Genomic DNA, 21,773 nt, shown 5'->3' on the forward strand with positions numbered 1-21,773 from the left:
CCGGAGGCGTCCTTGCCTTCAGCGCGTGCCCACGACGAGGGCCGGTGTCCCGGCGAAAGCCGTGAGCGCGGGTAGGAACTCGCGGCGTCGCACGGCCGATTCGCCAAATTTACAACGTCGTAAATTCTTGCCCGCCACCATCGTGGCGGCGGTCATACCTGCTGTCAACCGGTGGGAGGAAGAAATTTCTCACGTTGTAAAAAATGACACGAATCGGACGGAATGCCCATCAGGCGAGTGGCCGCCGCAGCGGCCATCGCTAGCATGGCGAGGTGCCCGCACCAGGACAGCGCGCTCGGCCGAGCGCCATCGAGCCTCGCCTCATCGTCGATGAGGTCTACGCGCGACTCATGGCGCTGGTCATGGACGGGGACGTGCGTCCGGGCGACCCGCTGTCGATCGACGCGCTCGCTCGCGAGCTCGGAGTGTCGTCGACGCCGCTGCGCGAGGCGCTGGCTCGGCTCGAGTCGACCGGCCTCGTTCGCCGCTACGCGATGAAGGGCTATCGCGTGGCGCCGGTGCTGACGCCAGAGGAGCTGGCCGAGCTGGTCGACGTGCGGCTCGCGCTCGAGCCCGTCGCAGTCCGACGGGCGGTCGCGTCCCCGTCGCCCGAGCTGCAGCGGCGCCTGCGCGATGCCGTGGCGCGTCTCGAGGCGGCTCCTCGCGGCGACCACTTCGAGACGTTCCGCGACTATCTCGAGGCGGACGAGGCGTTCCACCGCGAGATCTTCGCCCATGCCGGCAACAGGTTCCTGACCCGCGCGTACGAGTCCCTCGGCAGCCAGGTGCAGCGGTTCAGGCTCTTCTCGGGCGAGGGCGTGACGGACGCGGAGCCCACCATCCACGAGCATGCGGCGATCCTCGCCGCGATCGAGGCAGGGGACGAGGACGGTGCCGTCGCTGCGATGGTGCGCCACCTGGAGGGCGTGCGCTCCCGGGCCATCGTCGACACCGAGCGCCAGCACCGGGACTGACACGGAGTCGCGACAGACACAGAGTCGCAGGAGCCACCTGCCGCTGAGTACGGCGGGGGCGGCGGTACACGTGGCGGCGGGACGCGCGGCGCCGGAACAGGTGGCAGCCCGTCGACCGGGGGCCGGAGGCGGACTTCCGTGCGCCCGCGCCCACGTCGACTTGCTGGCGCAGTGAATGCGGGACGCGCCCAGGAGAGCTGGACCGTGATCATGTATCGTGCATGATGTGTGATCGAGGAGGATCCATGCCACTGACCGCCCACGACTGGCCCATCGCGGCGAGCGTGCTCAACTTCGCGCCCGCAGACCCCGGACGGGGAGACTGGCCGGACCAGGCTGAGGACGTGCTCACCGAGGTCGCGGACGCCGGGTTCGACCACGTCGACCTTACCGACAGCTGGGTGCGCCCGGGCGACCTCGGTCCACGGCAGCTGGACGCGCTGTCCCAAGCCGCCGCATCGGCCGGCATCGCCATCCCCTCGATCTCCGCGATCCGTCGCAGCGTCATCGATGCCCGCGACGGGCTCGACAACCTCGCCTACTCCCACCGCACGCTCGATGCGGCGGCCGCGCTCGGCGTCGGCGTGGTCTCGTTCGGCCTGCACCAGGCCCTCACCCCCGCCCAGCGCGAGGCCCTGTGGTTCTGGAGGGTCGAGGGCCACCGCGACCCGGAAGACACCGAGATCTTCGCGCTCGCCGTGCGCCGGTTCCAGGAGCTGGGCCGCCACGCCGCCGATCTCGGTCTCCTGGTCTCGCTCGAGATGTACGAGCACACGTACCTCGGCACCTCCGCATCGGCCGTGCGGCTCGTGGAGGAGATCGGCATGCCCGAGGTGGGGCTCAACCCCGACATCGGCAATCTCATCCGTCTGCCGGGGCCCATCGAGGACTGGCGCGAGATGCTCGAGCGCACCCTGCCCTACACGAACTTCTGGCACGCCAAGAACTACTCGCGCGATGAGGACCCTGCGACCGGCATGGCGGTCGCCATCCCGTCCACGATGGAGATGGGTCTGATCAGCTACCGCGAGGCCGTGAAGCTCGCGCTCGCGCACGGCTTCCAGGGCGTCATCTGCCTCGAGAACTACGGCGGCGACGGGCTCAGCGTGTGCGCGACCAACCGAGAGTATCTGCGCCGCGTGCTGCCGCGGCGCGCCGACTACGCGCTGGGTGTCAGCCGCGTCGACCAGCAGGCGTTGGTGGCGGCATGACGCACATGCGGATCGACCCCGACACCTTCGTCGACCGCGCGCTGCGCGGCCTCACCCTCGCCTACGGCGACCTGGTCAGGCGCGTCGATGGCGGTGTGGTGCGAGCGCGCCCGTTGCCGGACGGCCACGTCGCGCTCGTGATCGGCGGCGGGTCCGGGCACTATCCCGCCTTCGCCGGCACCGTGGGGCCCGGCATGGCGGCGGGCGCGGTGTGCGGGCAGGTCTTCACCTCGCCCTCTGCTGACCAGGCCTACCGCGTCGCCGCAGAGGCGCAGGCCGGCGGCGGGGTGCTCTTCAGCTTCGGGAACTACGCGGGCGACGTGATGCACTTCGGTCGGGCTCAGGAGCGGCTGCGCGAGGAGGGCATCGACTGCAGGACCGTCCTGGTCACCGACGACGTGGCGAGCGCGCCCGTCGAGGCCAAGCACGAGCGCCGCGGCATCGCCGGCGATCACGTGGTCTTCAAGATCGCGGGCGCCGCCGCACAGCGCGGTGACAGCCTCGACGAGGTCGAGCGTCTCGCGCGGCTCGCGAACGATCGCACCGTCTCGATGGGGGTGGCGTACTCGGGATGCACGCTCCCGGGGGCCGACGAGCCTCTGTTCACCGTCCCGGAGGGCATGATCTCCGTCGGTCTGGGCATTCACGGCGAGCCGGGCGTGCGGGACGAGCCCATGCCGGACGCGGCGGGCCTCGCCGGCGTTCTCGCGCGGCCCTTGCTCGACGAGCGGCCCGCCCATCACGACGGCGCCGTGGCGGTTCTCCTCAACGGCCTGGGCGCCGTGAAGTACGAGGAGCTCTTCGTGCTCTACGGCGAGATCCACGACCTCCTCGCGGCGAGCGGCCTCGACATCGCGTACGCGGATGTGGGCGAGATCGTCACGAGCCTCGACATGGGCGGGGTGTCGCTCACGGTGGTGTGGCTCGATCACGAGCTCGAGCCCCTCTGGGCTGCCCCGTGTGAGACCCCCGCGTATCGCGTGCCCGCTGCCGGCGAGGACGCCGGTGCTCACGCAGGCCGCTCGCGGCACACCGCGGGTACCCCCACAGACGCTCCGCACAGCGACCTCTCTCCCTCACGCGCGGTCTCGACCTCCTCCCGTGCCGAAGGCGAGCAGGCGGTCGTCTCCGAGGTCGCTGTGCGGTGCCTCGCGACCGCCGTCGAGACGCTCCGCGCGAAGGCACGGGAGCTGGGCGAGCTCGATGCGATCGCCGGTGACGGCGACCACGGCAGCGGCATGGTGCGCGGTGCGAGCGAGGCCCTCGAGGCGGCGCGTGCCTGCGACGGCCCGGTGGATGAGGTGCTCGCCGCTGCCGGACAGGCGTGGGCGGATCGCGCTGGCGGCACCTCGGGGGCGCTGTGGGGAGAGGGGCTCCAGGTGCTCGGTCGGTCGCTGGGCCCGGCAGCCGCGACGTCCACGGCAGACGTCGCCCGCGCGGTGCGCGCGGCGGTCGAGGCCATCGCGCGTCTGGGAGGCGCGCAGACGGGAGACAAGACGATGCTCGACGCGATGGTCCCCTACGCCGACGCCCTCGACGCCGCGGCGGCGGCGGGTCTCGACCTGCCCGCCGCGCTCGCGCGCGGCGCGTCCGTTGCCGCGGCCGCCGCCGCGCAGACGGCGGAGCTGTCCCCTCGGAAGGGCCGGGCTCGCCCGCTCGCCGAGCGCAGCGTGGGCCATGCGGATCCGGGCGCGACGTCGTTCGCGATGCTGGCCGCCGCCGTCGTATCGCCAGAGGGGGTCACGCCATGAGCGGCCTGCGCATCGTGGTGGGCGGCGACGACGCCGGCTTCCGATACAAGACGGCTCTCGCGGAGGTGCTCAGGGCCGATGCGCGGGTCGCCTCGGTGACGGACGTGGGGGTGGGGGAGGACGAGCACACCCACTATCCGCACGTCGCGGTCGCCGCCGCGCGCGCCGTGGCCGACGGTCGCGCCGACCGTGCACTGCTCATCTGCGGGACGGGCCTGGGCGTCGCGATCGCGGCCAACAAGGTCCCCGGGGTGAGAGCCGTGACGGCCCACGACGCCTACTCCGTCGAGCGCTCGGTGCTGAGCAACGATGCCCAGGTGCTGTGCATGGGCGAGCGCGTCATCGGGCTCGAGCTCGCGAAGAAGCTCGTGCTGGAGTGGCTGTCGCACACCTTCGACCCGTCGTCCGCGTCCAAGGACAAGGTCGACGCCATCTGCGCATATGAGGAGGAACGATGATCACGTCGATCGCGGTCGTGGGGGCCGGGTACATGGGTGGCGGGATCGCTCAGGTGTTCGCGCTGGCGGGCAGGGACGTGGTGATCGCCGATGTGAGCGAGGATGCCGCACAGGCGAGCCTCGAGCGCGTGCGCCGCGAAGCGCAGCAGTTCGAGGCCGATGGGCTCTTCCCGGAGGGCGGCGCGGACGCGGTGGCCACCCGGATCGCGGCCGCCGCATCGATCGAGGAGGCATCGGCGAGCGCGGATCTCGTGATCGAGGCCGTGTTCGAGAAGATCGACGTGAAGCACGAGGCGCTGACGCGCATCAGCGAGGCGGCTCGCGCGGACGCGATCATCGGCTCCAACACGTCGACCATCTCGATCACCGCGCTCGCCGAGGCGGTCAGCGGACCCGAGCGCTTCCTGGGCGTGCACTTCTCGAACCCGGCGCCGTTCATCCCCGGCGTCGAGGTGATCCCCCACGAGGGCACCGACCTCGCGCACGCCGACGCAGTCGAGGCGCTGCTCGCGCAGTCCGGGAAGATGGGCGCGCGCATCACGGACGCCACGGGCTTCGTCCTGAACCGGCTCCAGTACGCGCTGTTCCACGAGGCCACCCAGCTCATCGACGAGGGGGTCGCTGACGCCGAGTCGATCGATGCGATCGTGCGGACCACCTTCGGCTTCCGCCTGCCATTCTTCGGGCCCTTCGCGATCGCCGACATGGCCGGGCTCGATGTGTACCGCTTCTGCTACGAGAGCCTGCAGTCCGCGTTTCCGGAGCGGTTCGCGACGCCCGTGGTGCTCGAGGACCTGGTCGAGGATGGAGCGCTCGGAGTCAAGAGCGGCCGCGGCTTCCTGAACGCCGCTCCCGAGTCTCTCCCGGAGCTGGTCGCCTACCGCAACCGCGCCTACGTGGCGATGCAGAAGCTGATCGACGAGCTCGGCCCCGCGCCCGTTCGCTACTAGGGTCGCACCCATGGAACCCGTGCCGACGCACTGGGCTCAGCCGCTCGATCTGGGGACGCACGAGCTCGCGGAGGGGCCGTCGTGGCACGCTGGCCGCGGCGAGCTCAGCTGGGTCGACATCATGGCGGGCGCGGTGCACACGTGGCGGCCCACGAGCGGCAAGCGCGACACGTACGCCTGCGGGCAGCCGGTGGGGTCGGCCATCCCTCGTGAGGCAGGCGGCTTTGCGCTCGCCCTGCGCGAGGGCGTGGCGATGATGGGGCCTGAGGGAGGCCTCTCGTGGCTGGCACGCGGCTTCGTCCCCGCCACGCACCGGCTCAATGACGCCCGGTGTGACGCGCGCGGGCGCCTGTGGGCGGGCTCCATGAGCCTCGATCCCGACGGTGGCCCAGGATCCGTGCACCGCGTGGATCCCGACGGCACGTGCACCGAGATGGTGACCGGGCTAGGACTGGCCAACGGCATGGGATGGAGTCCCGACGGTGCCGTCTTCTATCTCATCGACTCCACGGCGAAGGTGGTCCTCGCACTCGACTTCGATGTCGAGCGGGGCGAGGTCTCGCACCGCCGGACCTTCGTCGACCTCGGGGATGAGCGAGGCTTCCCCGACGGCCTCGCGGTCGATGCCGACGGTGGGGTGTGGGTGGCGCGGTACGGGGCCGGAGCCGTCGACCGGTTCGACGCGCGAGGAGTGCTGTCCGAGCGCGTGCACGTCCCCGCCCACCAGCCCACCTGCCCCGGCTTCGGCGGTGACGACCTCAGGACGCTCTTCATCACGAGCGCGCGGCAGGGCATGGACCGGCCGGAGTCCGACGACGGCGGTCTGTTCTCCACCCAGGTGGCGGTGCCCGGCCTGCCTGAGCACCGCTTCGCTGGCTGACGGGTGCGGGACTCGACGCCAGTCGCGGGCCCGACCCTCAGCGAGCGAGGTCCTCGTCGAGCTCCGCGCACTGCTCGGCCACCTCGCCCGGAAGCAGCGACGTGAGCAGCGCCGTGAGCGCTTCCTGGTGCTCGGCCGGAACCCTGTCGAGCAGCGTCGCGCGGATGATGCCGGTATACGCGTTACGCGACTCGTCGATGATCGAGGCGCCCTTGCCGGTCAGCACCGCCCAGCTTGCCCTGCGGTCGTGGTCGCAGGTCTCCCGCGTGACGAGCCCCGCCGCCTCGAGTCGCGTGATGGAGTGCGACAGCCTCGACAAGGAGGCGTCGGACGAGCGTGCGATCTGCGTGAGCTGCAGCCTGCCGCCGGGCTGGCGCGACAGGGCGTCCAGGACGGTGTACTGGAAGTGATTGAGCCCCGTCGCGGCGCGCAGCCGCTCGTCGAGGATGCCGGGGAGCGCTCCGATCACCGCCGAGAAGCGGCGCCACAGCAGCTCCTCGGAGCTCGAGAGCTCCGAGGATGCAGGGGCGCGTACCTCGGCGGTCATGGCACAGATTCTAACAACTTGACGCTTCAACGCGGGCCCCTCTAGCATCAAGTTGAGACGTCAACTATTGTCGAGAGCCCTCGCAAGGAGGCCAGCATGACCATCGCCTACTGGATCGTGGCCGGCATCGCCGCCGCGGCCTTCCTCTTCGCGGGCGGCTCCAAGCTCCTCCAGTCCGAGGACAAGCTCCGCGAATCCGGCGTGCTGCCCGAGCGTCGCACGCTCGGCGCCGAGCGCGGCATCGGGGCCGTCGAGGTGACCGGTGCGCTGGGCCTGATCCTGCCGCCGGTCACGGGCATCGCGCCCGTCCTCGCTCCCGTCGCCGCCGTGGGGCTCGCCGTCACGATGGTGCTCGCCATCGTCAACCACCGGCGCCACGGCGAGCCCGTCGTCGGACCGCTGCCGTTCCTGGCTCTCGCCCTCGCCGCGGCCGTGCTCGGGTTCCTCGTCTGGGCGTGAGCCCTCAGCCCCCGTCAGGTCCGACGCGGTCGCGACCGATCTCCACCGCGGCCTTCCACGTCGCTGGCACCTCGCGGGCATAGCCGAACAGCGTGTGATACCTCGGGATCACAGGGGCGTGCGCTCCCTGCACGTCGAGACCGACGGTGCGGCACAGCCACATCGCGCGCGGCAGGTGGAACTCCTGCGAGCACACGATCACGCTGGACAGTCCGAGCCCGTCGCGAGCGTTGATCGCCGATGCCCTGGTGTCGTGCCCCTGAGGGTCGCGCACGATCGCGCTCGCGGGGACGCCGAGCCCGAGCGCCGTGCGCTCCATCGCCTCGGTCTCGTCGAGGCCCTCGCGGTTGTGGCCGGCGCCGGTGAGCACGAGCGTCGACACGATCGCGCGCTCGTACAGCGTGGCCGCCGCCTCCACCCTCTGGCGCAGAAACAGGCTCGGCCGTCCGTCCTGCCACACCCGTGCGCCGAGCACGAGCGCCGCGTCGGCCTTCCGGAAGTGGCCGGTGAGGGCGGGGGCGCGCTCGCCCGCCGAGCTCACACGGGCGTAGATCTGAGGCGCGGTCGCGAGAGCCGCGAGGGCGGCGAGACGCCCGATCACGAGCCGTACCCCGGCGGCGTCACGGCGCCTCGCCGGCGAGCCGGTTGAGCAGCGTCACGAAGTCGTCCGGCGGCACGACCGTGAGGGCGCCATCGTCGCGCCGCTGCGTCAGTGGGGTGAGGGCCCCGGTGCGCCACCAGTACACGTGCGGGGAGATGGCACCGGGTTCCTGGGCGTAGGCGCCGCCCGCGACCTTCGCGAGCAGGTTCACCGCCGCGACCACGGAGATGTCGCGAACCACGTGGAAGTGCAGGTGGTGGCGGTCCGGTGCGATGACCACCGCGCCGTGGGGTGCGTCTCCCACGCGTGCGACCTCGTCCTCCAGCACGAGGATGCGGCTCCCGACGAAGAACGACTCGCCAGCGAGCGAGTGCACGGTGCAGCCGTCGACATCCTGCTGTTCGCGTGCGTCCACCTCGACTGCCCGCAGGTTCGCCATGCCCGCGGACCAGGCGGCGCGCAGATCGAGCCGGGCAAGGTCATCGGGGCCCACGGTCGTGACGGCGGACGGAGCGTCCAGTGTCAGCAAGGCGATGAGCGAGTCGCCCACCCGGCGCGAGTACGGGGTGAGCTCGTCGCGGATTCCGTCCGGCACGGCGGCGAGGTCCATGGCGCGGACGTAGCCCGCCCGCTCGATGTCGGCGAGGGTGACAGGCGTGGACGTGCTCCTCGAGTCCACCAGCGCGGCCACATGCGAGCGGATCGCGCCCGGTCGCTCGCGCGGGGGCAGCGAGGCGCACAGCATCGCGAGGTTGTGGAGCCCGTACACGCCGCCGTCGGCATCGGCGACGTGATCGCCGCGGTCGACGACCTCACTTCCGTGCTCAGCGAAGGCGGCGACGACGTCGCGGCGCAGGTGATCCGCTTCGCGGGTGGTCAGCGGCGCCAGGTGCGCGTCGACGGAGGGCTGGCGGCTGAAGAGTCCCATGGCGGCGAGGCTAACGCGAGCACCGGTGGTCGATCGTGCACTGGTGGGCGAGCCGGAGGGCACACGGAGCCGTGGCGCTGCCCATGCCGGACGTGCGCCGGGTGGGCGTCGTCACCTCAGCGAGTGACGCCATGCGCCGTCGCCGCGCCCCAGGGGGAGCGCGTCTCGCCTGCCGTGCATGGTGCGCGAGCGATCCATCCACGCGGACGTGGGCGCGCCGGGCGCCACGTCCTCGTCGCCGCTGGCCGCGACGGCGACCATGCCCGCGACCAGCGCCGCGAGCTCGGCGTCGTCGGGAGCGCCGCGAAGGATGCGCAGCCCGGAGGCGGCGTCGGCGGCGCTCACAGCGGGATGTTCCCGTGCTTCTTGGGCGGCAGGGATGCTCGCTTGGTGCGCAGCGCACGCAGCGAGCGGACGATGTGCGCGCGAGTCTGGGACGGCTCGATGACGGCGTCCACGTAGCCCCGGTCGGCGGCGTCGTACGGGTTGACGATCTGCTCCTCGTACTCGGCGGTGAGTCGCGAGCGCTCGACCTCGACGTCGCCGCCCTCCTCGGCCACCTTGCCCAGCGCGCGGCGCTGAAGGACATTGACGGCGCCGCCAGCCCCCATGACCGCGATCTGGGCGGTGGGCCAGGCGAGGTTCACGTCCGCGCCCAGCTGCTTCGAGGCCATCACGATGTAGGCGCCGCCGTAGGCCTTGCGGGTGATGACGGTCACGAGCGGCACGGTCGCCTCCGCGTATGCGTAGATGAGCTTCGCGCCGCGGCGGATGATGCCCTGGTGCTCCTGGTCGACGCCCGGCAGGAAGCCGGGCACGTCGACGAAGGTCAGCACGGGGATGTTGAACGCGTCGCAGGTGCGCACAAACCGCGCCGCCTTCTCCGAGGCGTTGATGTCGAGCGTGCCGGCCATGGACTGCGGCTGGTTGGCGACGATGCCCACCGACTGACCCTCGACATGGCCGAATCCCACGACCACGTTGGGCGCGAACAGCGGCTGGATCTCGAACAGCTCGCCGTCGTCGAGGACTGTCTCGATGACGGCCTTCATGTCGTAGGGCTGGTTGTCGGAGTCGGGGACGATCGTGTCCAGCGCGAGGTCGTCCTCCGTGGGCTCGAGGTCCGCCTCGCTGTCCCAGGCCGGCGGGTCCGACAGGTTGTTCTGCGGCAGGTACTGGAGCAGGTGCTGGACGTACTCGATCGCGTCGTCCTCGTCCGAGGCGAGGTAGTGGGCCACGCCCGACTTCGCGTTGTGGGCCTGCCCGCCGCCGAGCTCCTCGAAGGTGACGTTCTCACCCGTGACCGACTTGATGACGTCGGGCCCGGTGATGAACATCTGCGACGTGCCGTCGGCCATGACGATGAAGTCGGTGAGGGCGGGGGAGTACACGGCCCCGCCCGCGCTCGGGCCGAGGATGATGGAGATCTGCGGGATCACGCCGGAGCTGGCGACGTTGCGGCGGAAGATCTCCGCGAACTGCGTGAGCGCCGCGACGCCCTCCTGGATGCGGGCGCCGCCGCCGTCGGAGATGCCGATGAGGGGCACCCCTGTGCGCAGCGCAAAGTCCTGAATCTTCGTGATCTTCTGGCCGTGCACCTCGCCAAGAGAGCCGCCGAACACCGTGAAGTCCTGGGAGAACACCGCGACCTGGCGGCCGTCGATGGTGCCGTACCCGGTGATCACGCCGTCGCCGTAGGGACGGTTCGCGTCGAGCCCGAAGTTGCGCGAGCGGTGCCGGCTGAGGGCGTCCAGCTCGACGAACGAGCCCTCGTCGAGGAGCTGCTCGACGCGCTCGCGCGCGGACTTCTTGCCGCGCGCGTGCTGCTTGTCCTGGGCGATGGTCTCGCGCTGGGCGACGGCCTCGTCGAGCTTGCCGCGCAGCTGGTCGAGCGCGCCGGCGGTGGACTTCTTCGGCGTGATGTCGGACACGTTCCTCCCTTGTCTGCCCGATAGCCTAGCCGCGTGGAACTCCCGTCGCCCTCAACCGTCGCGCGCTCGCGCGAGCCGTTGAGGGCGAGGGACCTCGAGCCCATCGTGGGCCCCTCGCGGCAGCTGTCCCGGCTCGACGTGGTGGCCACGTCGCCCAGCACCAACACGGCGCTGCTGCGTGCCGTCGCCGATGCGCCGGGAGACTGGCCGGCGTTCAGCGGCATCGTTGCCGACCATCAGACGGCCGGGCGCGGACGCGCGGGCCGGTCGTGGGCGACGCCCCAAGGGGCGGCGCTGACGGTGTCGATCCTGCTGCGGCCCGAGGGGATCGCGCCGGCGGCCTACGGGTGGGCTGCGCTCGTCGCGGGCCTTGCCACGGTGCGGGCGCTGCGCGACGCCGGCGTGGGCGCGTTTCTCAAGTGGCCCAACGACGTGGTCGTGGAGGCCGGCGCCAAGGAGATCCCCGGCTGGGGCAGGTGGCGCAAGGTCGTGGGCATCCTGTGCGAGGCCGTGCCGGGTCAGCGCGCGGTGGTGGCCGGGGTCGGCATCAATGTGTCGCAGGCCGCGACCGAGCTGCCCGTGCCCCACGCGGCGTCGCTCGCGACGCTGGGAGCGACGGACTTGGACCGCGCGCGCCTGCTGCGCTCGCTCGCCGCTCACCTGCGCGACGGGGTCGCCGCCTGGGAGGGCGAGTCGGACGACTTCTCGATCAGGCCCGAGGTGGAGAGGGTGTGCGCGACCATCGGCTGGGACATCACCGTCGACGCGCCGGGTGGCACGCCCGTGAGCGGTCGGGCCGTGGGGCTCGGACCCTCCGGTGGGCTGCTGGTGGAAGCCGATGCGGGGGTCGTCGAGGTGCTCGCCGGCGACGTTCGCGTGCGGCGAGCCTAGGCGGGGCACCGTCTCGCTACGCGGCCAGCACGTCCCTCACCACTGCGCGCGCCTCGGCGCCCTGCTCCGCCCCGGCGGCGTCGTAGGCGCCCGTGAGGACCACGGCGACGGCATCGAGCGAGGGCAGCGCCATGACGTACTGCCCGCCGTTGCCGATGCCGCCGCGCCAGCCGGGACCCTCTCCCTCGGGTGCGAAGGAGCCGCCCAGGTACATCTGATAGCCGTAGGCGAGGCCCGGCGCCCAGGTCTGGCTGGCGTGGACCGCCGTCGCGCGCTCGAGCCACGTGTCCGGCACCACCGGCGGCGTGACCGCGGACCCGGCCCGCGCATCGGCTGCAAGCAGCACCTGCCCGATGCGCGCCAGATCGGGTGCGGTCAGGCGCAGCCCCGAGGCCGGCGAGGCGCGTCCGTCGCCGCCCGCGAGCCACTGCCAGTGCTCGATCCCGAGCGGTGTCAGCAGCCGCTCGTGCGCGAAGCGCGGCAAGGACACTCCGGTGCCCGCCTCGATCAGCGTGCCGAGCAGCGCGCTCGCGCCTCCGCAGTACCGCCACGTCCGACCCGCCGGCTCGACGCGGGGCCGGCTCAGGATGTAGGCGTCGCGGTCGCGCGCGAGCTCCATCGCGATCTCGCCGTTGCGCGCATCCGTGTAGGGCACCTCCTCGCGCCACTCGGTGCCCATGGTCATCGAGAGCACGTGGTGCACCGTGAGGTCCGCGCTTCCCGCCTCCTCCAGCAGCGGCCGATGCGCGGGCAGGCAGTCTGCCAGGTGCGCCTCGGGAGGGGGGACGAGTCCGTCGTCCTGCGCGATGCCGTACAGCAGCCCGGTGATGGTCTTGGTGACGGAGCGGACGTCGTGGAGTTGATCGGGGCCGTAGGCGATCGGACGGAGTCGCTCGCCGTAGCGGGCGTCGGGGCCGTGGCCGTAGTGCTCGGCGGCCACCCGGCCCCCGCGCGTGACGAGGACCGCGTGCGCCCTGTCGAGTGCACCGGAGGCGGCGAGAGCGTTCAGGCGTTGCGTGAGCTCCGCGTCGGGCTCGGCCTCCCACGCTGCACTGCGATGAGCGTCCGATCGCGCGGGCGCACGCACGGCCTCATCGAGGCTGTCGGGGGTGAACACCGATGGGCGCATGAACTGGCGCCACACGCGCGGAAGCTTGGTGAGCGGGATGCGGGCGCGGGCCATGCGCTCACCCTGCCACAGGGCGCCGGTACCAGCCCCGACCCGCTGAGATGGTTGCCGGGTCGCGCCTCGACGAGCTCAGTCGTCGACGGGCTCGATGTTCTCGGGCGCGTTGTTCTGGGGGCTGCCGACGGCCTTGCGCACCGGATGCGAGGCGAGATCCGGAGCGGGCATGGCGATGACGTCGAGCAGCGTGCCCTGGTCGGCGTCGCGGTCGAGCCAGGCCTCGAGAGCGTCCGGCTGCATCATGACGGGCTGGCGGTCGTGGATGTCGCGCATGTCGCCGCGCGCCGCCGTCGTGACGATGGTCGTGGTGACGAGCCACTCGGCGTCCTCGGCGGCCGCCTTGTCCTTCCAGAACTCATAGAGCCCCGCGAACGCGAGCGGCGCGCCATCCTCCGTGTGGATCCAGTACGGCTGCTTGCCGTCGGGACCCGTGTGCCACTCGAAGTAGCCGGAAGCGGGGACGGCGCATCGGCGCTTGGCGAAGGCCGTCCGGAAGGACGGCTTGTCAGCGAGGGTCTCCGAGCGGGCGTTGATCATGCGCGCTCCAATCCCGGGGTCCTTCGCCCACGAGGGCACCAGGCCCCAGCGCGCGGCCTCGAGTCGGCGGCCAGGGTCGTCGTCCTTGGGAGGAATGACGATCGCCACCTGCTGCGTGGGGGAGACGTTCCAGCTGGGGGCGAGGCGAGCGTCGTCCGCGACCGTCGCGATCGCGAAGTGATCGATGAGGTCCTGCTCCGCAAGGAAGTTCGCATACCGTCCGCACATATCTGTCATCGTGCCACTGACCACTGACGCGCGCATCGGCCGTTGTCCACAGCCGCCCTACCGCAATCTCCGGATCGTCGCTACTGTCAGGGCCTATGACCACGGGGGCGGTGGCAGGCATCGAGGCGGACGTGCGCGAGCGCATCCGCTCGACCGGCGCGGATCCGCGCCGGGACACCGCGCAGGTGCGGGCGTTCGTCGAGGAGGCGCTCGCGGAGTGGGAGCAGCGTTCGCTCACCGGAGCGGTGGCGCCGCTGGCCGATGCGCCCGGTACCGCCAAGGCCGTCATGGACGCCGTCGCGGGCCTCGGCCCGCTCCAGCAGTACCTGGACGACCCGCTGGTCGAGGAGATCTGGATCAACGGGCCACACCAGGTGTTCGTCGCGCGCGGCGGCGAGCCGGAGCTCACGACCACGATGCTCTCGGCCGACGTGGTGCGCGACCTGGTCGAGCAGATGCTGCGCTCGAGCGGGCGCCGGCTCGACCTCAGCTCACCCTTCGTCGATGCGACCCTGCCCGGCGGCGAACGGCTCCACGTGGTGATCCCTGAGATCACTCGCGAGCACTGGGCGGTCAACATTCGCAAGTACATCGCTCGGGCGACCAACGTCAACGATCTGATGCGGCTGGGCTCGCTGACTGCTCACGCCGCCGCCTTCCTCGCAGCGGCCGTCGACAGCGGGCTCAACATCCTCGTCTCCGGCGCGACCCAAGCAGGCAAGACCACGATGCTGGGCGCGCTCGCTGGCTCGGTGCCACCACGCGAGCGGATCGTGACATGCGAGGAGGTGTTCGAGCTGGCGCTCGCACACCGGGACGTGGTCGCGATGCAGTGCCGGCAGGCGTCGCTCGAGGGCACGGGGGAGGTGCCGCTGAGGCGCCTCGTGAAGGAGGCGCTGCGCATGCGCCCGAGCCGCATCATCATCGGCGAGGTGCGCGAGGCCGAGGCGCTCGACATGCTCATCGCCCTCAACGCCGGCATCCCCGGGATGGGCACCATCCACGCCAACTCGGCGCGCGATGCGATCACGAAGATGTGCACGCTGCCGCTGCTCGCGGGGGAGAACGTCTCCGACCGGTTCGTGGTCCCGACGGTCGCCTCGGCGATCGACGTGGTGGTGCACCTCGACCTCGACCTGCGCACGGGCGCGCGCCAGGTGCGCGAGATCGTGGGCGTGACGGGACGCGCCGAGGGAGGCGTGATCGAGACGTCCACGCTCTTCGAGCGGCGCGGTGGCGCTCTCGTGCGGGGCTCCGGCTTCCCGCCTCGCGAGGACCGGCTGGCATCGCGCGGCCACGACGTGACCCAGCTGCTGGGCGGGGCGTGACGTGGAGGCGTGGTGGGGGGTGGTGCTCGGCATCGGCGCGTACCTGGTGTGGTGGTCGTTCTGGGCACCGTCGCCCGCGCCCGAGCGACGGCGCGAAGGGTGGGCGGCGCGCACCCAGGACGCGCTGGTGCGCGCGGGCGCTCCCGGCGTCACGCCCGTCGCGCTCGTGCTGACATCGATCGGTCTCGCAGTGCTCGCCTGGATCGCCATCGCCGGGCTCACCGGCTCTGCGGTGATCGGCCTGTGCTTCGCCGTGATCGTGGCTCGTGGGCCGTTCGCGCTGGTAGCCAGCCGCGCGCGCCGTCGGGCCGTGGCCACCAGGGATCTGTGGCCCGACGTGGTCGACACGCTCGCATCCGGCATCCGCGCGGGACTGTCGCTGCCCGAGGCGATCAGCCAGGTGGGCACGCGGGGGCCCGACGAGCTCAGGGAGCCGTTCCAGCGCTTCGCCGAGGACTATCGGGCCTCAGGACGGTTCGCGGACTGCCTCGACGTCCTCAAGGCGCGGCTCGCGGACCCGGTCGCGGATCGCACCGTCGAGACGCTGCGCCTCACCCGGGAGGTGGGCGGGACCGACGTGGGTCGCGTGCTGAGGACCCTCGCGGCGTTCCTCCGGGACGACGCTCGCCTCCGCGGCGAGCTGGAGGCGCGCCAGAGCTGGACCGTCAATGCGGCCCGCCTCGCCGTCGCCGCCCCGTGGATCGTACTTGCGCTCTTGGCGACGCAAGGCGCGACGACGGCCGCCTACGACTCGCCCGTGGGCGTAGCGGTGCTCGTGGGCGGCGGGGTGTGCACGGTCGTGGCGTATCGACTGATGATGCGCGTCGGGCGACTGCCACAGGAGAGCCGGGTGCTGCGGTGATCATCCAGGCCGTCGTCCTCGGGACCATGTTCGCGCTCGGCGCGTCGCTCGTGGCCGCGTGGCTCCGAGCGCGCCGGCCCACTCTCGAACAGCGGATCGCACCGTTCGTCCGCGCACCGCTGGAGAACGAGGTCGCGGCGCGCGAGACGACGGTGACTCCCTTCCCCACCCTCGAGCGGCTGCTCGCGCCGGTCGCGCGGGACGCGACGCGGCTGCTCGAGCGCTGGGGCGTGAGCGCCAGGGATCTCGAGCGCCGCCTCGCGAAGGCCGGCCAGCGCACGACCCCCGATCAGTATCGAGCCCAGCAGGTGGCCTGCGCGGGCGCTGGCCTGGCGCTCGGGTGCGTCCTGGGCGGCGTGCTGATCGCGACCCGCGGCACCAGTGCCGTGGCCGCCGCCGTGCTGGTGATCGTCGCGGGCGCGGTGGGCTTCGTGACGCGCGACCTCGTGCTTACCTCGGCCGTTCGCAAGCGCTTGCGTCGCGTGATCGCTGAGCTGCCCACCGTGGTGGAGCTCCTCGCCCTCGCCGTGGCGGCTGGGGAGTCGACGCCGGCCGCGCTCGAACGCGTCGCGAAGACCAGCACGGGCGTCGTCGCGGGCGAGCTGGAGCGCGCCCTGGCGCGGGTGCGCGCAGGCGAACGCCTTCCGACCGCCCTTCACCGCATGGCCAGTGATGTCGGGGTGCCTGCGATGCACCGATTCGCGGGAGCCATCGCCACCGCCATGGACCGCGGAACCCCGCTCGCCGACGTGCTGCAGGCGCAGGCGCAGGACATCCGCGCGGCGGGCCATCAGGAGCTCCTCGAGGAGGGTGGCCGGCGAGAGATCGCGATGCTCGTCCCGGTGGTGTTCCTGGTGCTGCCCGTCACGGTGATCTTCGCCGTCTACCCAGGCGTGGTGGCCATCAATCTGGGCGGATAGCCCGCCAACGGCGCATAACCAAGGAGAAGGGGGCAGGCATGACACGGCTGCTGAGGTCGATCCGCGAGGTGACAGCGGGAGCGGAGTCCGACCGCGGAGATGTGCCCGGCTGGGTGCTGATCACATTGATGACCGCTGGGCTCGTCGCGCTGATCTGGGCGCTTGCGGGTCCGGCGCTGAGCGAGGTCTTCACCGATGCGATCGAGTCCGTCACTGGACCCTGAGCGGCAGCGCGGCAGCGCGACCGTCGAGTTCGTGCTGGTGGGTTCCCTGGTCGTGCTGCTCGGGCTCGCGCTGGTGCAGCTCGTGCTCGCGCTCCACGTCAGGAACACGCTCACGTCGAGCGCCTACGAGGGCGCCCGTACCGCCGCACAGGCCGACCGCGGGCTTGCCGACGGCGAGGATCGTGCGCGGTCGCTCGCCAGGGACGCCCTCGGCGGAATCGCGGTCGACACCGATGCGTGGGAGGCGAGCGTCGACGGCGCACCGGTCGCGGTGGTCGAGCTCAGCGCTCCCGCTCCCGTGGTCGGGATGTGGGGCCCCGGCACCTTGCGGGTCGAGGCGCGCGCTTTCGAGGAGTCCGGTGATGGCTAGCGACCCGTGCCGCCGGAGTGCCAGCGGCAGCGCCGACGCGTGTGTCAGGCGGCGCGACGACGCCGGCGGAGCGCTGGTCGAGTTCTTGGGGGTCACGGTCCTGCTGCTGGTCCCGCTGGTGTACGCGGTGATCGCGATCGCCCAGGTCCAGGCGGCGACCTACGCCGCCGAAGGAGCGAGCGCGGCCGCGGCGCGCGGCGCGGCGCTCGCGATCTCCGACGCCCTCGACGCGGGAGCCTCCGAGACCGAGGCGATCGCCGCAGCAGGGGAGGTGGCCGGCGCCATGGTGACGCTTGCGGTCGAGGACTTCGACGTGAACGGAGAGCAAGCGGTGGAGCTTGCATGCGGGTCCGGCGGCTGCGTCGGATCGGACGGCGAGGTCGTGGCCCACGTCGCGCTCACGGTGCCTCTGCCCGGGATTCCGAGCTTCCTGGCGGACGCCGTGCCGCTCGAGGTCGAGGTATCCGCGCAGTCGCGGGCGGACGCGGGGCTGCTGTGGACGCCGTGACGGTCGCCTCGGCGCGACCCGCGAGCAATGCCGATGCGGCGGCTGAGCAGTCCGCGACGCCGAGGTTTCCGACGGTGCGGGCGACCCGCACTGGTGGCGCGCCGAGTACGGCTCGTCGTGGGAACTCGGGACGCAGGCGCGAGCAGGCGCGGCCCGAGCTGCGCGGCCCCGCGGCCGCTGCGTGCCCGAGGCAGACTCGCGGCGCGCTCGCGCGGCGAAGGCAACGGGCTCGAGCTCTCGACGCACCGGAGGCTGGCAGCGTCTCGCTGTTCACCCTGGGATGGATGGTCGTGGCGCTCCTCGCGATCGCTGTCATGGTGGGTGCGACGCAGGTGCACCTCGCGCGTGTGAGGCTCGCGAACCTCGCCGATGAGCTCGCGGTCGCGGCGCTCGCCGACGCGCTTCAGGTCGCGTACGTGGAGGCGCAGCTCTCCGGCGGCACCATCCGCCTCGACGACGCCGCCCTGGCAGGGTCCGTGGCCGAGCGCCTCGCGCAGCACGATCCGCGCGCGTGGGTCGACGACGTCGACGTCATCGCTGTCGCGAGCCAGGATGACGCGACCGTGCAGGTGGTGCTGAGTCGTTCGGTCGCGCCGTTCGTGGGCTCCGCGGAGTGGTTGCCGGGCGGGACGGTCACCCTGACCGCGACGGGCAGTGCTCGCGCCAGTTGAGCCGAGGAGCGACGCGCCATGCGAGAGGTGGCGGCGAGGCACGCGGGCGGCCGTCCCCGTGGTCGGGGCCCCTCTCGACGCCGCCGAACTGTGCCCATGTCCGAGCCGATGCGGGTCGTCGCTGCTCGCGACGCGGTCAGAAGCACCGGGATGGCCGCCGCCGTCCCCGCCACCGCGCGCCCGGGGGAATGCGCGCTCGGCACGCTCGGTTGCCCCAGGGGTCGCAACGAGAGGAGCACTCATGTCCGCCGTGACCAGGAACATTTCAGCTGCCACCGTCGCCGCCATGCTCGCCTTGGGCATCTCCGCGTGCGGTGACTCCGATGCCGGCGACGTGGTCGATGAGGCCACCGCCGAGGTCAGCGAGGCCGCGGACGAGGTGGAAGACTCGGTCGACGATGCCGTTGACGAGCTCGACGAGGCTCACGACGAGGACGCCGACGACGGCGAGTAGTCGCGGACGGTGCGTGCGGCGCTCAGCGATCGCGCCCCGTCCGGAGAGCCAGCAAGGTCAGGCTCGCACGTCGCCGCGCAGCGCGGATCGCCACCCAGCACGGTTGCGCGCGGGTCCGTCAGTCGATGCGCTCTTCCTTCGCGGTGACATTGTGCGGGTCGGCGCCGTCCTCCTTGTCGTGGACCAGCATCTCGGGTCCGCCCGTGACCAGCAGCCACACCGGGAGCATCACGATGCACAGCGCCGCGAGCAGCGCGATCTCGCCCGACACCGCGACCGCGAGGAACAACGCGAGCCAGCCGTCGCGGCCGATCGCGAGCACCGCGCCGAGCACGCCGCACGCGAGCGCGATCTGCAAGGGCAGCTCGGGCGCCAGCGACTGCACCGCGAGTCCGGCCGCGGCGCCGATGAACACTGCCGGGAAGATGCGCCCGCCACGGAAGCCGGCGGCCGCGGCGACGGTGAGCGCGAGGGTCTTGATGACCGCGAGCCAGATCAGATGGGCGGTGCTGAAGGTGTCCGCCTGGCTCACGAGGTCGGCCGTCTGCTGAGCGCCCTTGAACAGCGTGATCGGCCCGCCGACCGCGCCCAGGATGCCCAGCACGAGGCCACCGATGGTCGCATACAGCACCGGGGTGCGCATGGTGCGGAAGAGTCGCCACAGGCGAGGCATCGCCCACGCGGCGCCGATCCCCAGCACCGCGGCGCCGAGTGCTGCCACGATGCCCCACAGCAGGATCTCGAGCGTCGGGCTCACGGGCCCCGGTGACTCCGGGGCGACGAGGGCGACGCCGAGCCAGTCGGCAGTCAGGGCCGCAGCCGCTGCGGCCGCCACGGGGGCGAACAGCCGGTCCCACAGCAGGCCTCCACGCTTCGCGGCGGCGACCATCTCCGTGAGCAGCAGCGCGGCGGCCACGGGGGAGCCGAACATCGCGCCCAGCATGCCGGCGGCGGCCATCATGAGCGCCATCTCGACCGTCACATGCCTGGCGAAGCGGCGCGTGAACCACACCGCGATGGCGATGGCGATGGCGATGATGGGGCTCTCGGGTCCCAGGCTCACGCCGCCGGCGAGGCCCAGGATGAGGGTGAGGGCGACTCCTGGCAGCGCACTCAGTGGCAGCGGCGGAGCGACGAGCTCGACCTTCGCGGGATCGTGACCGCCGTGGCCGGGCGCGTAGCGGATGATCAGGCCCACTGCGGCGCCCGTCGCGGTGAGCGTCCCGATGATCCACCACGCGGAGTCAGGTGCGACGCCCACCCACGAGGGCAGGTGGTCCCACAGCACGATCTCGAGCTCGTGGGCGACCTCGTCGATGCCCCACAAGAGCACTCCGGTGAACACGCCGATGAGCAGGGCGGGAGCGGTGAGGGAGATCAGCGTGCGCTGCACGGACCGATGACGGACCTCTCCGTCGTGGACGGACTCGCGCTGCACCGTGTCAGCCTGCGCCGTGCCAGCCTGCGCCGTGCCAGCCTGCGTCGCGGCCTCCTCGCTGCGACGGAGGTCGCCGGTGGCCGTCACGGGCGTCGCGCCCTCCGCCTCGGTTCGACTCGGGGCAGGCTCGGCCTGCTGCTCCGGCTCGCGCTCTCCGCTCATGGGTCGAGCATAGAAGCGTCGGCCCCCATCCGCGCTGGCACCTCGCACGACGGACCCCTTCCTTGTATCGGCCATTAGACTTGACCGCCGTGGCCACCGACTTCACAGCAGAGATCTCCGCGCTGCGCGCGACCTTCACTCAGATTGAGGCGGTGAGCGACCCGGACGCCCTGCGCGCGAAGCTCGCCGACCTCGAGCAGCAGGCCGCCGCGCCGGACCTGTGGGACGACCAGGAGAATGCGCAGAAGGTGACGAGCGCGCTGTCGGCGACCAAGGCCGAGCTCGACCGACTCACCGCGATGGGCGGGCGCATCGACGACCTCGAGGTGCTCGTCGAGCTGGGCGTCGAGGGCGAGGACGAGGACACTCTCGCGGAGGCCGATGCGGAGCTCGACAAGCTGCGCGCGGACCTGTCCGCCATGGAGGTCAGGACGCTCATGACCGGCGAGTGGGACGAGCGGAACGCGGTGGTCACCATTCGCTCGGGCGCCGGCGGTGACGACGCCACCGACTTCGCCGAGATGCTGCTGCGCATGTACCTGCGCTGGGCCGAGCGCCACGGACACGGCACCAAGGTGCTCGACACCTCCTACGCAGAGGGCGCCGGCATCAAGTCAGCGACCTTCGAGGTCAATGCGCCCTACGCGTTCGGCACGCTGTCGGTCGAGGCGGGCACGCACCGCCTGGCGCGCATCAGCCCCTTCGGCTCCGCCGACAAGCGCCAGACCAGCTTCGCGGCGGTCGAGGTGATCCCGCAGATCGAGTCCACCGACCACATCGAGGTCGCGGAGGCCGACATCAAGGTCGACGTGTTCCGGTCCTCGGGTCCTGGCGGCCAGTCGGTCAACACGACGGACTCCGCGGTGCGCCTGACCCACCTGCCGACGGGCATCGTGGTGTCGATGCAGGACGAGAAGAGCCAGATCCAGAACCGCGCGGCCGCCATGCGCGTGCTGCAGTCCAGGCTGCTGCTGCTCAAGAAGGAGGAGGAGGCAGCCCAGAAGAAGGAGCTCGCGGGCGACATCAAGGCATCCTGGGGTGACCAGATGCGCTCCTACTTCCTGTACGGCCAGCAGCTCGTCAAGGACCTGCGCACCGGGTACGAGGTGGGCAATCCGCAGGTGGTGTTCGACGGCGACCTCGACGGATTCATCGACGCCGGCATCCGCTGGCGCCGCCAGCAGCAGGCGGCGCAGGACTAGTCGGCGCGCGAACCTCCTGGTATCCCGCCGGCGGTGACGGACGAACGTGCCGCCACCCGCGCATCGGCGCTCCGTGCCGGCCTGTGGACGTGTGATCCATGT

At 71.8% G+C, this 21,773-nt stretch carries 25 protein-coding genes; 17 read left to right on the forward strand and 8 right to left on the reverse strand.

Features of this window, described 5'->3' with window-relative positions; translation table 11 throughout:
- Positions 1-272: 272 nt before the first annotated feature.
- The 6 genes from B7K22_RS08175 (at position 273) to B7K22_RS08200 (ending at position 6,224) form a co-directional block, all read left to right on the forward strand.
- Positions 273-974 carry a GntR family transcriptional regulator gene (locus B7K22_RS08175; protein ID WP_234983360.1) on the forward strand — a complete coding sequence of 234 codons (702 nt, stop codon included), beginning with the start codon at positions 273-275 and terminating at the stop codon, positions 972-974.
- Between the two features lie 245 nt (positions 975-1,219).
- Positions 1,220-2,185, forward strand: coding sequence for a sugar phosphate isomerase/epimerase (locus tag B7K22_RS08180; RefSeq protein WP_084039428.1), 966 nt, complete (start codon positions 1,220-1,222; stop codon positions 2,183-2,185).
- Positions 2,182-3,936, forward strand: coding sequence for a dihydroxyacetone kinase family protein (locus B7K22_RS08185; protein ID WP_084039429.1), 1,755 nt, complete (start codon positions 2,182-2,184; stop codon positions 3,934-3,936). The genes B7K22_RS08180 and B7K22_RS08185 overlap by 4 nt, the downstream gene beginning before the upstream one ends.
- On the forward strand, positions 3,933-4,394 hold the full coding sequence (locus tag B7K22_RS08190) for a ribose-5-phosphate isomerase (RefSeq protein WP_084039430.1): 462 nt from the start codon (positions 3,933-3,935) through the stop codon (positions 4,392-4,394). The genes B7K22_RS08185 and B7K22_RS08190 overlap by 4 nt, the downstream gene beginning before the upstream one ends.
- On the forward strand, positions 4,391-5,344 hold the full coding sequence (locus tag B7K22_RS08195; protein WP_084039431.1) for a 3-hydroxyacyl-CoA dehydrogenase family protein: 954 nt from the start codon (positions 4,391-4,393) through the stop codon (positions 5,342-5,344). The genes B7K22_RS08190 and B7K22_RS08195 overlap by 4 nt, the downstream gene beginning before the upstream one ends.
- Positions 5,345-5,354: 10 nt before the next feature.
- On the forward strand, positions 5,355-6,224 hold the full coding sequence (locus B7K22_RS08200) for an SMP-30/gluconolactonase/LRE family protein (protein ID WP_084039432.1): 870 nt from the start codon (positions 5,355-5,357) through the stop codon (positions 6,222-6,224).
- A gap of 37 nt (positions 6,225-6,261) precedes the next feature.
- On the opposite strand, the gene B7K22_RS08205 is transcribed toward B7K22_RS08200, so the two are convergent.
- On the reverse strand, positions 6,262-6,771 hold the full coding sequence (locus B7K22_RS08205; protein ID WP_159448814.1) for a MarR family winged helix-turn-helix transcriptional regulator: 510 nt from the start codon (positions 6,769-6,771) through the stop codon (positions 6,262-6,264).
- Between the two features lie 96 nt (positions 6,772-6,867).
- Between B7K22_RS08205 and B7K22_RS08210 the strand changes: the two genes are divergently transcribed.
- Positions 6,868-7,230 carry a DoxX family protein gene (locus B7K22_RS08210; RefSeq protein WP_084039434.1) on the forward strand — a complete coding sequence of 121 codons (363 nt, stop codon included), beginning with the start codon at positions 6,868-6,870 and terminating at the stop codon, positions 7,228-7,230.
- Positions 7,231-7,234: 4 nt separating this feature from the next.
- On the opposite strand, the gene B7K22_RS08215 is transcribed toward B7K22_RS08210, so the two are convergent.
- The 4 genes from B7K22_RS08215 to B7K22_RS08230 form a co-directional block, all read right to left on the reverse strand.
- Positions 7,235-7,831, reverse strand: a complete 597-nt coding sequence (locus B7K22_RS08215; protein WP_084039435.1) for a vancomycin high temperature exclusion protein — start codon at positions 7,829-7,831, stop codon at positions 7,235-7,237.
- Positions 7,832-7,850: 19 nt separating this feature from the next.
- Positions 7,851-8,759 (reverse strand): hypothetical protein, encoded by a 909-nt coding sequence (locus B7K22_RS08220; protein ID WP_084039436.1) that lies wholly within the window; start codon positions 8,757-8,759, stop codon positions 7,851-7,853.
- Positions 8,760-8,870: 111 nt separating this feature from the next.
- On the reverse strand, positions 8,871-9,104 hold the full coding sequence (locus B7K22_RS08225; protein ID WP_144276306.1) for an acyl-CoA carboxylase subunit epsilon: 234 nt from the start codon (positions 9,102-9,104) through the stop codon (positions 8,871-8,873).
- Positions 9,101-10,690, reverse strand: a complete 1,590-nt coding sequence (locus B7K22_RS08230; RefSeq protein WP_084039437.1) for an acyl-CoA carboxylase subunit beta — start codon at positions 10,688-10,690, stop codon at positions 9,101-9,103. Before B7K22_RS08230 ends, B7K22_RS08225 begins: the two co-directional genes overlap by 4 nt.
- 33 nt (positions 10,691-10,723) lie before the next feature.
- On the opposite strand from B7K22_RS08230, the gene B7K22_RS08235 reads away from it, so the two are divergent.
- Positions 10,724-11,581: a biotin--[acetyl-CoA-carboxylase] ligase gene (locus tag B7K22_RS08235; RefSeq protein ID WP_144276307.1), complete on the forward strand. Its 858-nt coding sequence runs from the start codon at positions 10,724-10,726 to the stop codon at positions 11,579-11,581.
- Between the two features lie 16 nt (positions 11,582-11,597).
- Here the strand turns inward: B7K22_RS08235 and B7K22_RS08240 are convergent, their stop codons facing one another.
- Positions 11,598-12,764, reverse strand: a complete 1,167-nt coding sequence (locus tag B7K22_RS08240; RefSeq protein WP_084039438.1) for a serine hydrolase — start codon at positions 12,762-12,764, stop codon at positions 11,598-11,600.
- A gap of 75 nt (positions 12,765-12,839) precedes the next feature.
- Positions 12,840-13,541: an SOS response-associated peptidase gene (locus B7K22_RS08245; RefSeq protein WP_371327663.1), complete on the reverse strand. Its 702-nt coding sequence runs from the start codon at positions 13,539-13,541 to the stop codon at positions 12,840-12,842.
- Positions 13,542-13,627: 86 nt separating this feature from the next.
- Between B7K22_RS08245 and B7K22_RS08250 the strand changes: the two genes are divergently transcribed.
- The 8 genes from B7K22_RS08250 (at position 13,628) to B7K22_RS08285 (ending at position 18,869) form a co-directional block, all read left to right on the forward strand.
- Entirely contained in the window at positions 13,628-14,860 is a 1,233-nt protein-coding gene (locus B7K22_RS08250; protein ID WP_084039440.1) for a CpaF family protein, read from the forward strand.
- Position 14,861: 1 nt separating this feature from the next.
- Positions 14,862-15,722 (forward strand): type II secretion system F family protein, encoded by an 861-nt coding sequence (locus B7K22_RS08255; protein ID WP_084039441.1) that lies wholly within the window; start codon positions 14,862-14,864, stop codon positions 15,720-15,722.
- Positions 15,719-16,642, forward strand: coding sequence for a type II secretion system F family protein (locus B7K22_RS08260; protein WP_234983361.1), 924 nt, complete (start codon positions 15,719-15,721; stop codon positions 16,640-16,642). The genes B7K22_RS08255 and B7K22_RS08260 overlap by 4 nt, the downstream gene beginning before the upstream one ends.
- 38 nt (positions 16,643-16,680) lie before the next feature.
- Positions 16,681-16,866, forward strand: a complete 186-nt coding sequence (locus B7K22_RS08265) for a hypothetical protein (RefSeq protein ID WP_084039442.1) — start codon at positions 16,681-16,683, stop codon at positions 16,864-16,866.
- Positions 16,838-17,236: a TadE/TadG family type IV pilus assembly protein gene (locus B7K22_RS08270; RefSeq protein ID WP_084039443.1), complete on the forward strand. Its 399-nt coding sequence runs from the start codon at positions 16,838-16,840 to the stop codon at positions 17,234-17,236. The genes B7K22_RS08265 and B7K22_RS08270 overlap by 29 nt, the downstream gene beginning before the upstream one ends.
- Positions 17,229-17,744, forward strand: coding sequence for a pilus assembly protein (locus B7K22_RS08275; protein ID WP_144276308.1), 516 nt, complete (start codon positions 17,229-17,231; stop codon positions 17,742-17,744). The genes B7K22_RS08270 and B7K22_RS08275 overlap by 8 nt, the downstream gene beginning before the upstream one ends.
- A 74-nt stretch (positions 17,745-17,818) precedes the next feature.
- Entirely contained in the window at positions 17,819-18,415 is a 597-nt protein-coding gene (locus B7K22_RS12460) for a pilus assembly protein TadG-related protein (protein ID WP_371327669.1), read from the forward strand.
- A 241-nt stretch (positions 18,416-18,656) separates the two neighbouring features.
- Positions 18,657-18,869: a hypothetical protein gene (locus B7K22_RS08285; protein WP_084039445.1), complete on the forward strand. Its 213-nt coding sequence runs from the start codon at positions 18,657-18,659 to the stop codon at positions 18,867-18,869.
- Positions 18,870-18,987: 118 nt separating this feature from the next.
- Here B7K22_RS08285 and B7K22_RS08290 read toward each other — a convergent pair whose 3' ends face one another.
- Positions 18,988-20,469 (reverse strand): ion channel protein, encoded by a 1,482-nt coding sequence (locus B7K22_RS08290; protein ID WP_084039446.1) that lies wholly within the window; start codon positions 20,467-20,469, stop codon positions 18,988-18,990.
- 89 nt (positions 20,470-20,558) lie between these two features.
- On the opposite strand from B7K22_RS08290, the gene prfB reads away from it, so the two are divergent.
- Positions 20,559-21,671 carry a peptide chain release factor 2 gene (prfB, locus tag B7K22_RS08295; protein ID WP_084039447.1) on the forward strand — a complete coding sequence of 371 codons (1,113 nt, stop codon included), beginning with the start codon at positions 20,559-20,561 and terminating at the stop codon, positions 21,669-21,671.
- Positions 21,672-21,773: the final 102 nt, after the last annotated feature.

Origin of the sequence: Demequina sp. NBRC 110053 (assembly GCF_002090095.1) — a bacterium.
GTDB lineage: Bacteria > Actinomycetota > Actinomycetes > Actinomycetales > Demequinaceae > Demequina.

Bases quoted from the DNA above. Each gene is read 5' to 3' on its own strand.
- B7K22_RS08265 (WP_084039442.1), top strand. From the start codon at position 16,681: ATGACACGGCTGCTGAGGTCGATCCGCGAGGTGACAGCGGGAGCGGAG.
- B7K22_RS08190 (WP_084039430.1), top strand. From the start codon at position 3,933: ATGAGCGGCCTGCGCATCGTGGTGGGCGGCGACGACGCCGGCTTCCGA.
- B7K22_RS08195 (WP_084039431.1), top strand. From the start codon at position 4,391: ATGATCACGTCGATCGCGGTCGTGGGGGCCGGGTACATGGGTGGCGGG.
- B7K22_RS08245 (WP_371327663.1), bottom strand. From the start codon at position 13,541: ATGACAGATATGTGCGGACGGTATGCGAACTTCCTTGCGGAGCAGGAC.
- B7K22_RS08185 (WP_084039429.1), top strand. From the start codon at position 2,182: ATGACGCACATGCGGATCGACCCCGACACCTTCGTCGACCGCGCGCTG.
- B7K22_RS08290 (WP_084039446.1), bottom strand. From the start codon at position 20,469: ATGAGCGGAGAGCGCGAGCCGGAGCAGCAGGCCGAGCCTGCCCCGAGT.
- B7K22_RS08200 (WP_084039432.1), top strand. From the start codon at position 5,355: ATGGAACCCGTGCCGACGCACTGGGCTCAGCCGCTCGATCTGGGGACG.
- B7K22_RS08275 (WP_144276308.1), top strand. From the start codon at position 17,229: ATGGCTAGCGACCCGTGCCGCCGGAGTGCCAGCGGCAGCGCCGACGCG.
- B7K22_RS08240 (WP_084039438.1), bottom strand. From the start codon at position 12,764: ATGGCCCGCGCCCGCATCCCGCTCACCAAGCTTCCGCGCGTGTGGCGC.
- B7K22_RS08285 (WP_084039445.1), top strand. From the start codon at position 18,657: ATGTCCGCCGTGACCAGGAACATTTCAGCTGCCACCGTCGCCGCCATG.
- B7K22_RS08210 (WP_084039434.1), top strand. From the start codon at position 6,868: ATGACCATCGCCTACTGGATCGTGGCCGGCATCGCCGCCGCGGCCTTC.
- B7K22_RS08205 (WP_159448814.1), bottom strand. From the start codon at position 6,771: ATGACCGCCGAGGTACGCGCCCCTGCATCCTCGGAGCTCTCGAGCTCC.
- B7K22_RS08250 (WP_084039440.1), top strand. From the start codon at position 13,628: ATGACCACGGGGGCGGTGGCAGGCATCGAGGCGGACGTGCGCGAGCGC.
- B7K22_RS08180 (WP_084039428.1), top strand. From the start codon at position 1,220: ATGCCACTGACCGCCCACGACTGGCCCATCGCGGCGAGCGTGCTCAAC.
- B7K22_RS08270 (WP_084039443.1), top strand. From the start codon at position 16,838: ATGCGATCGAGTCCGTCACTGGACCCTGAGCGGCAGCGCGGCAGCGCG.
- B7K22_RS08220 (WP_084039436.1), bottom strand. From the start codon at position 8,759: ATGGGACTCTTCAGCCGCCAGCCCTCCGTCGACGCGCACCTGGCGCCG.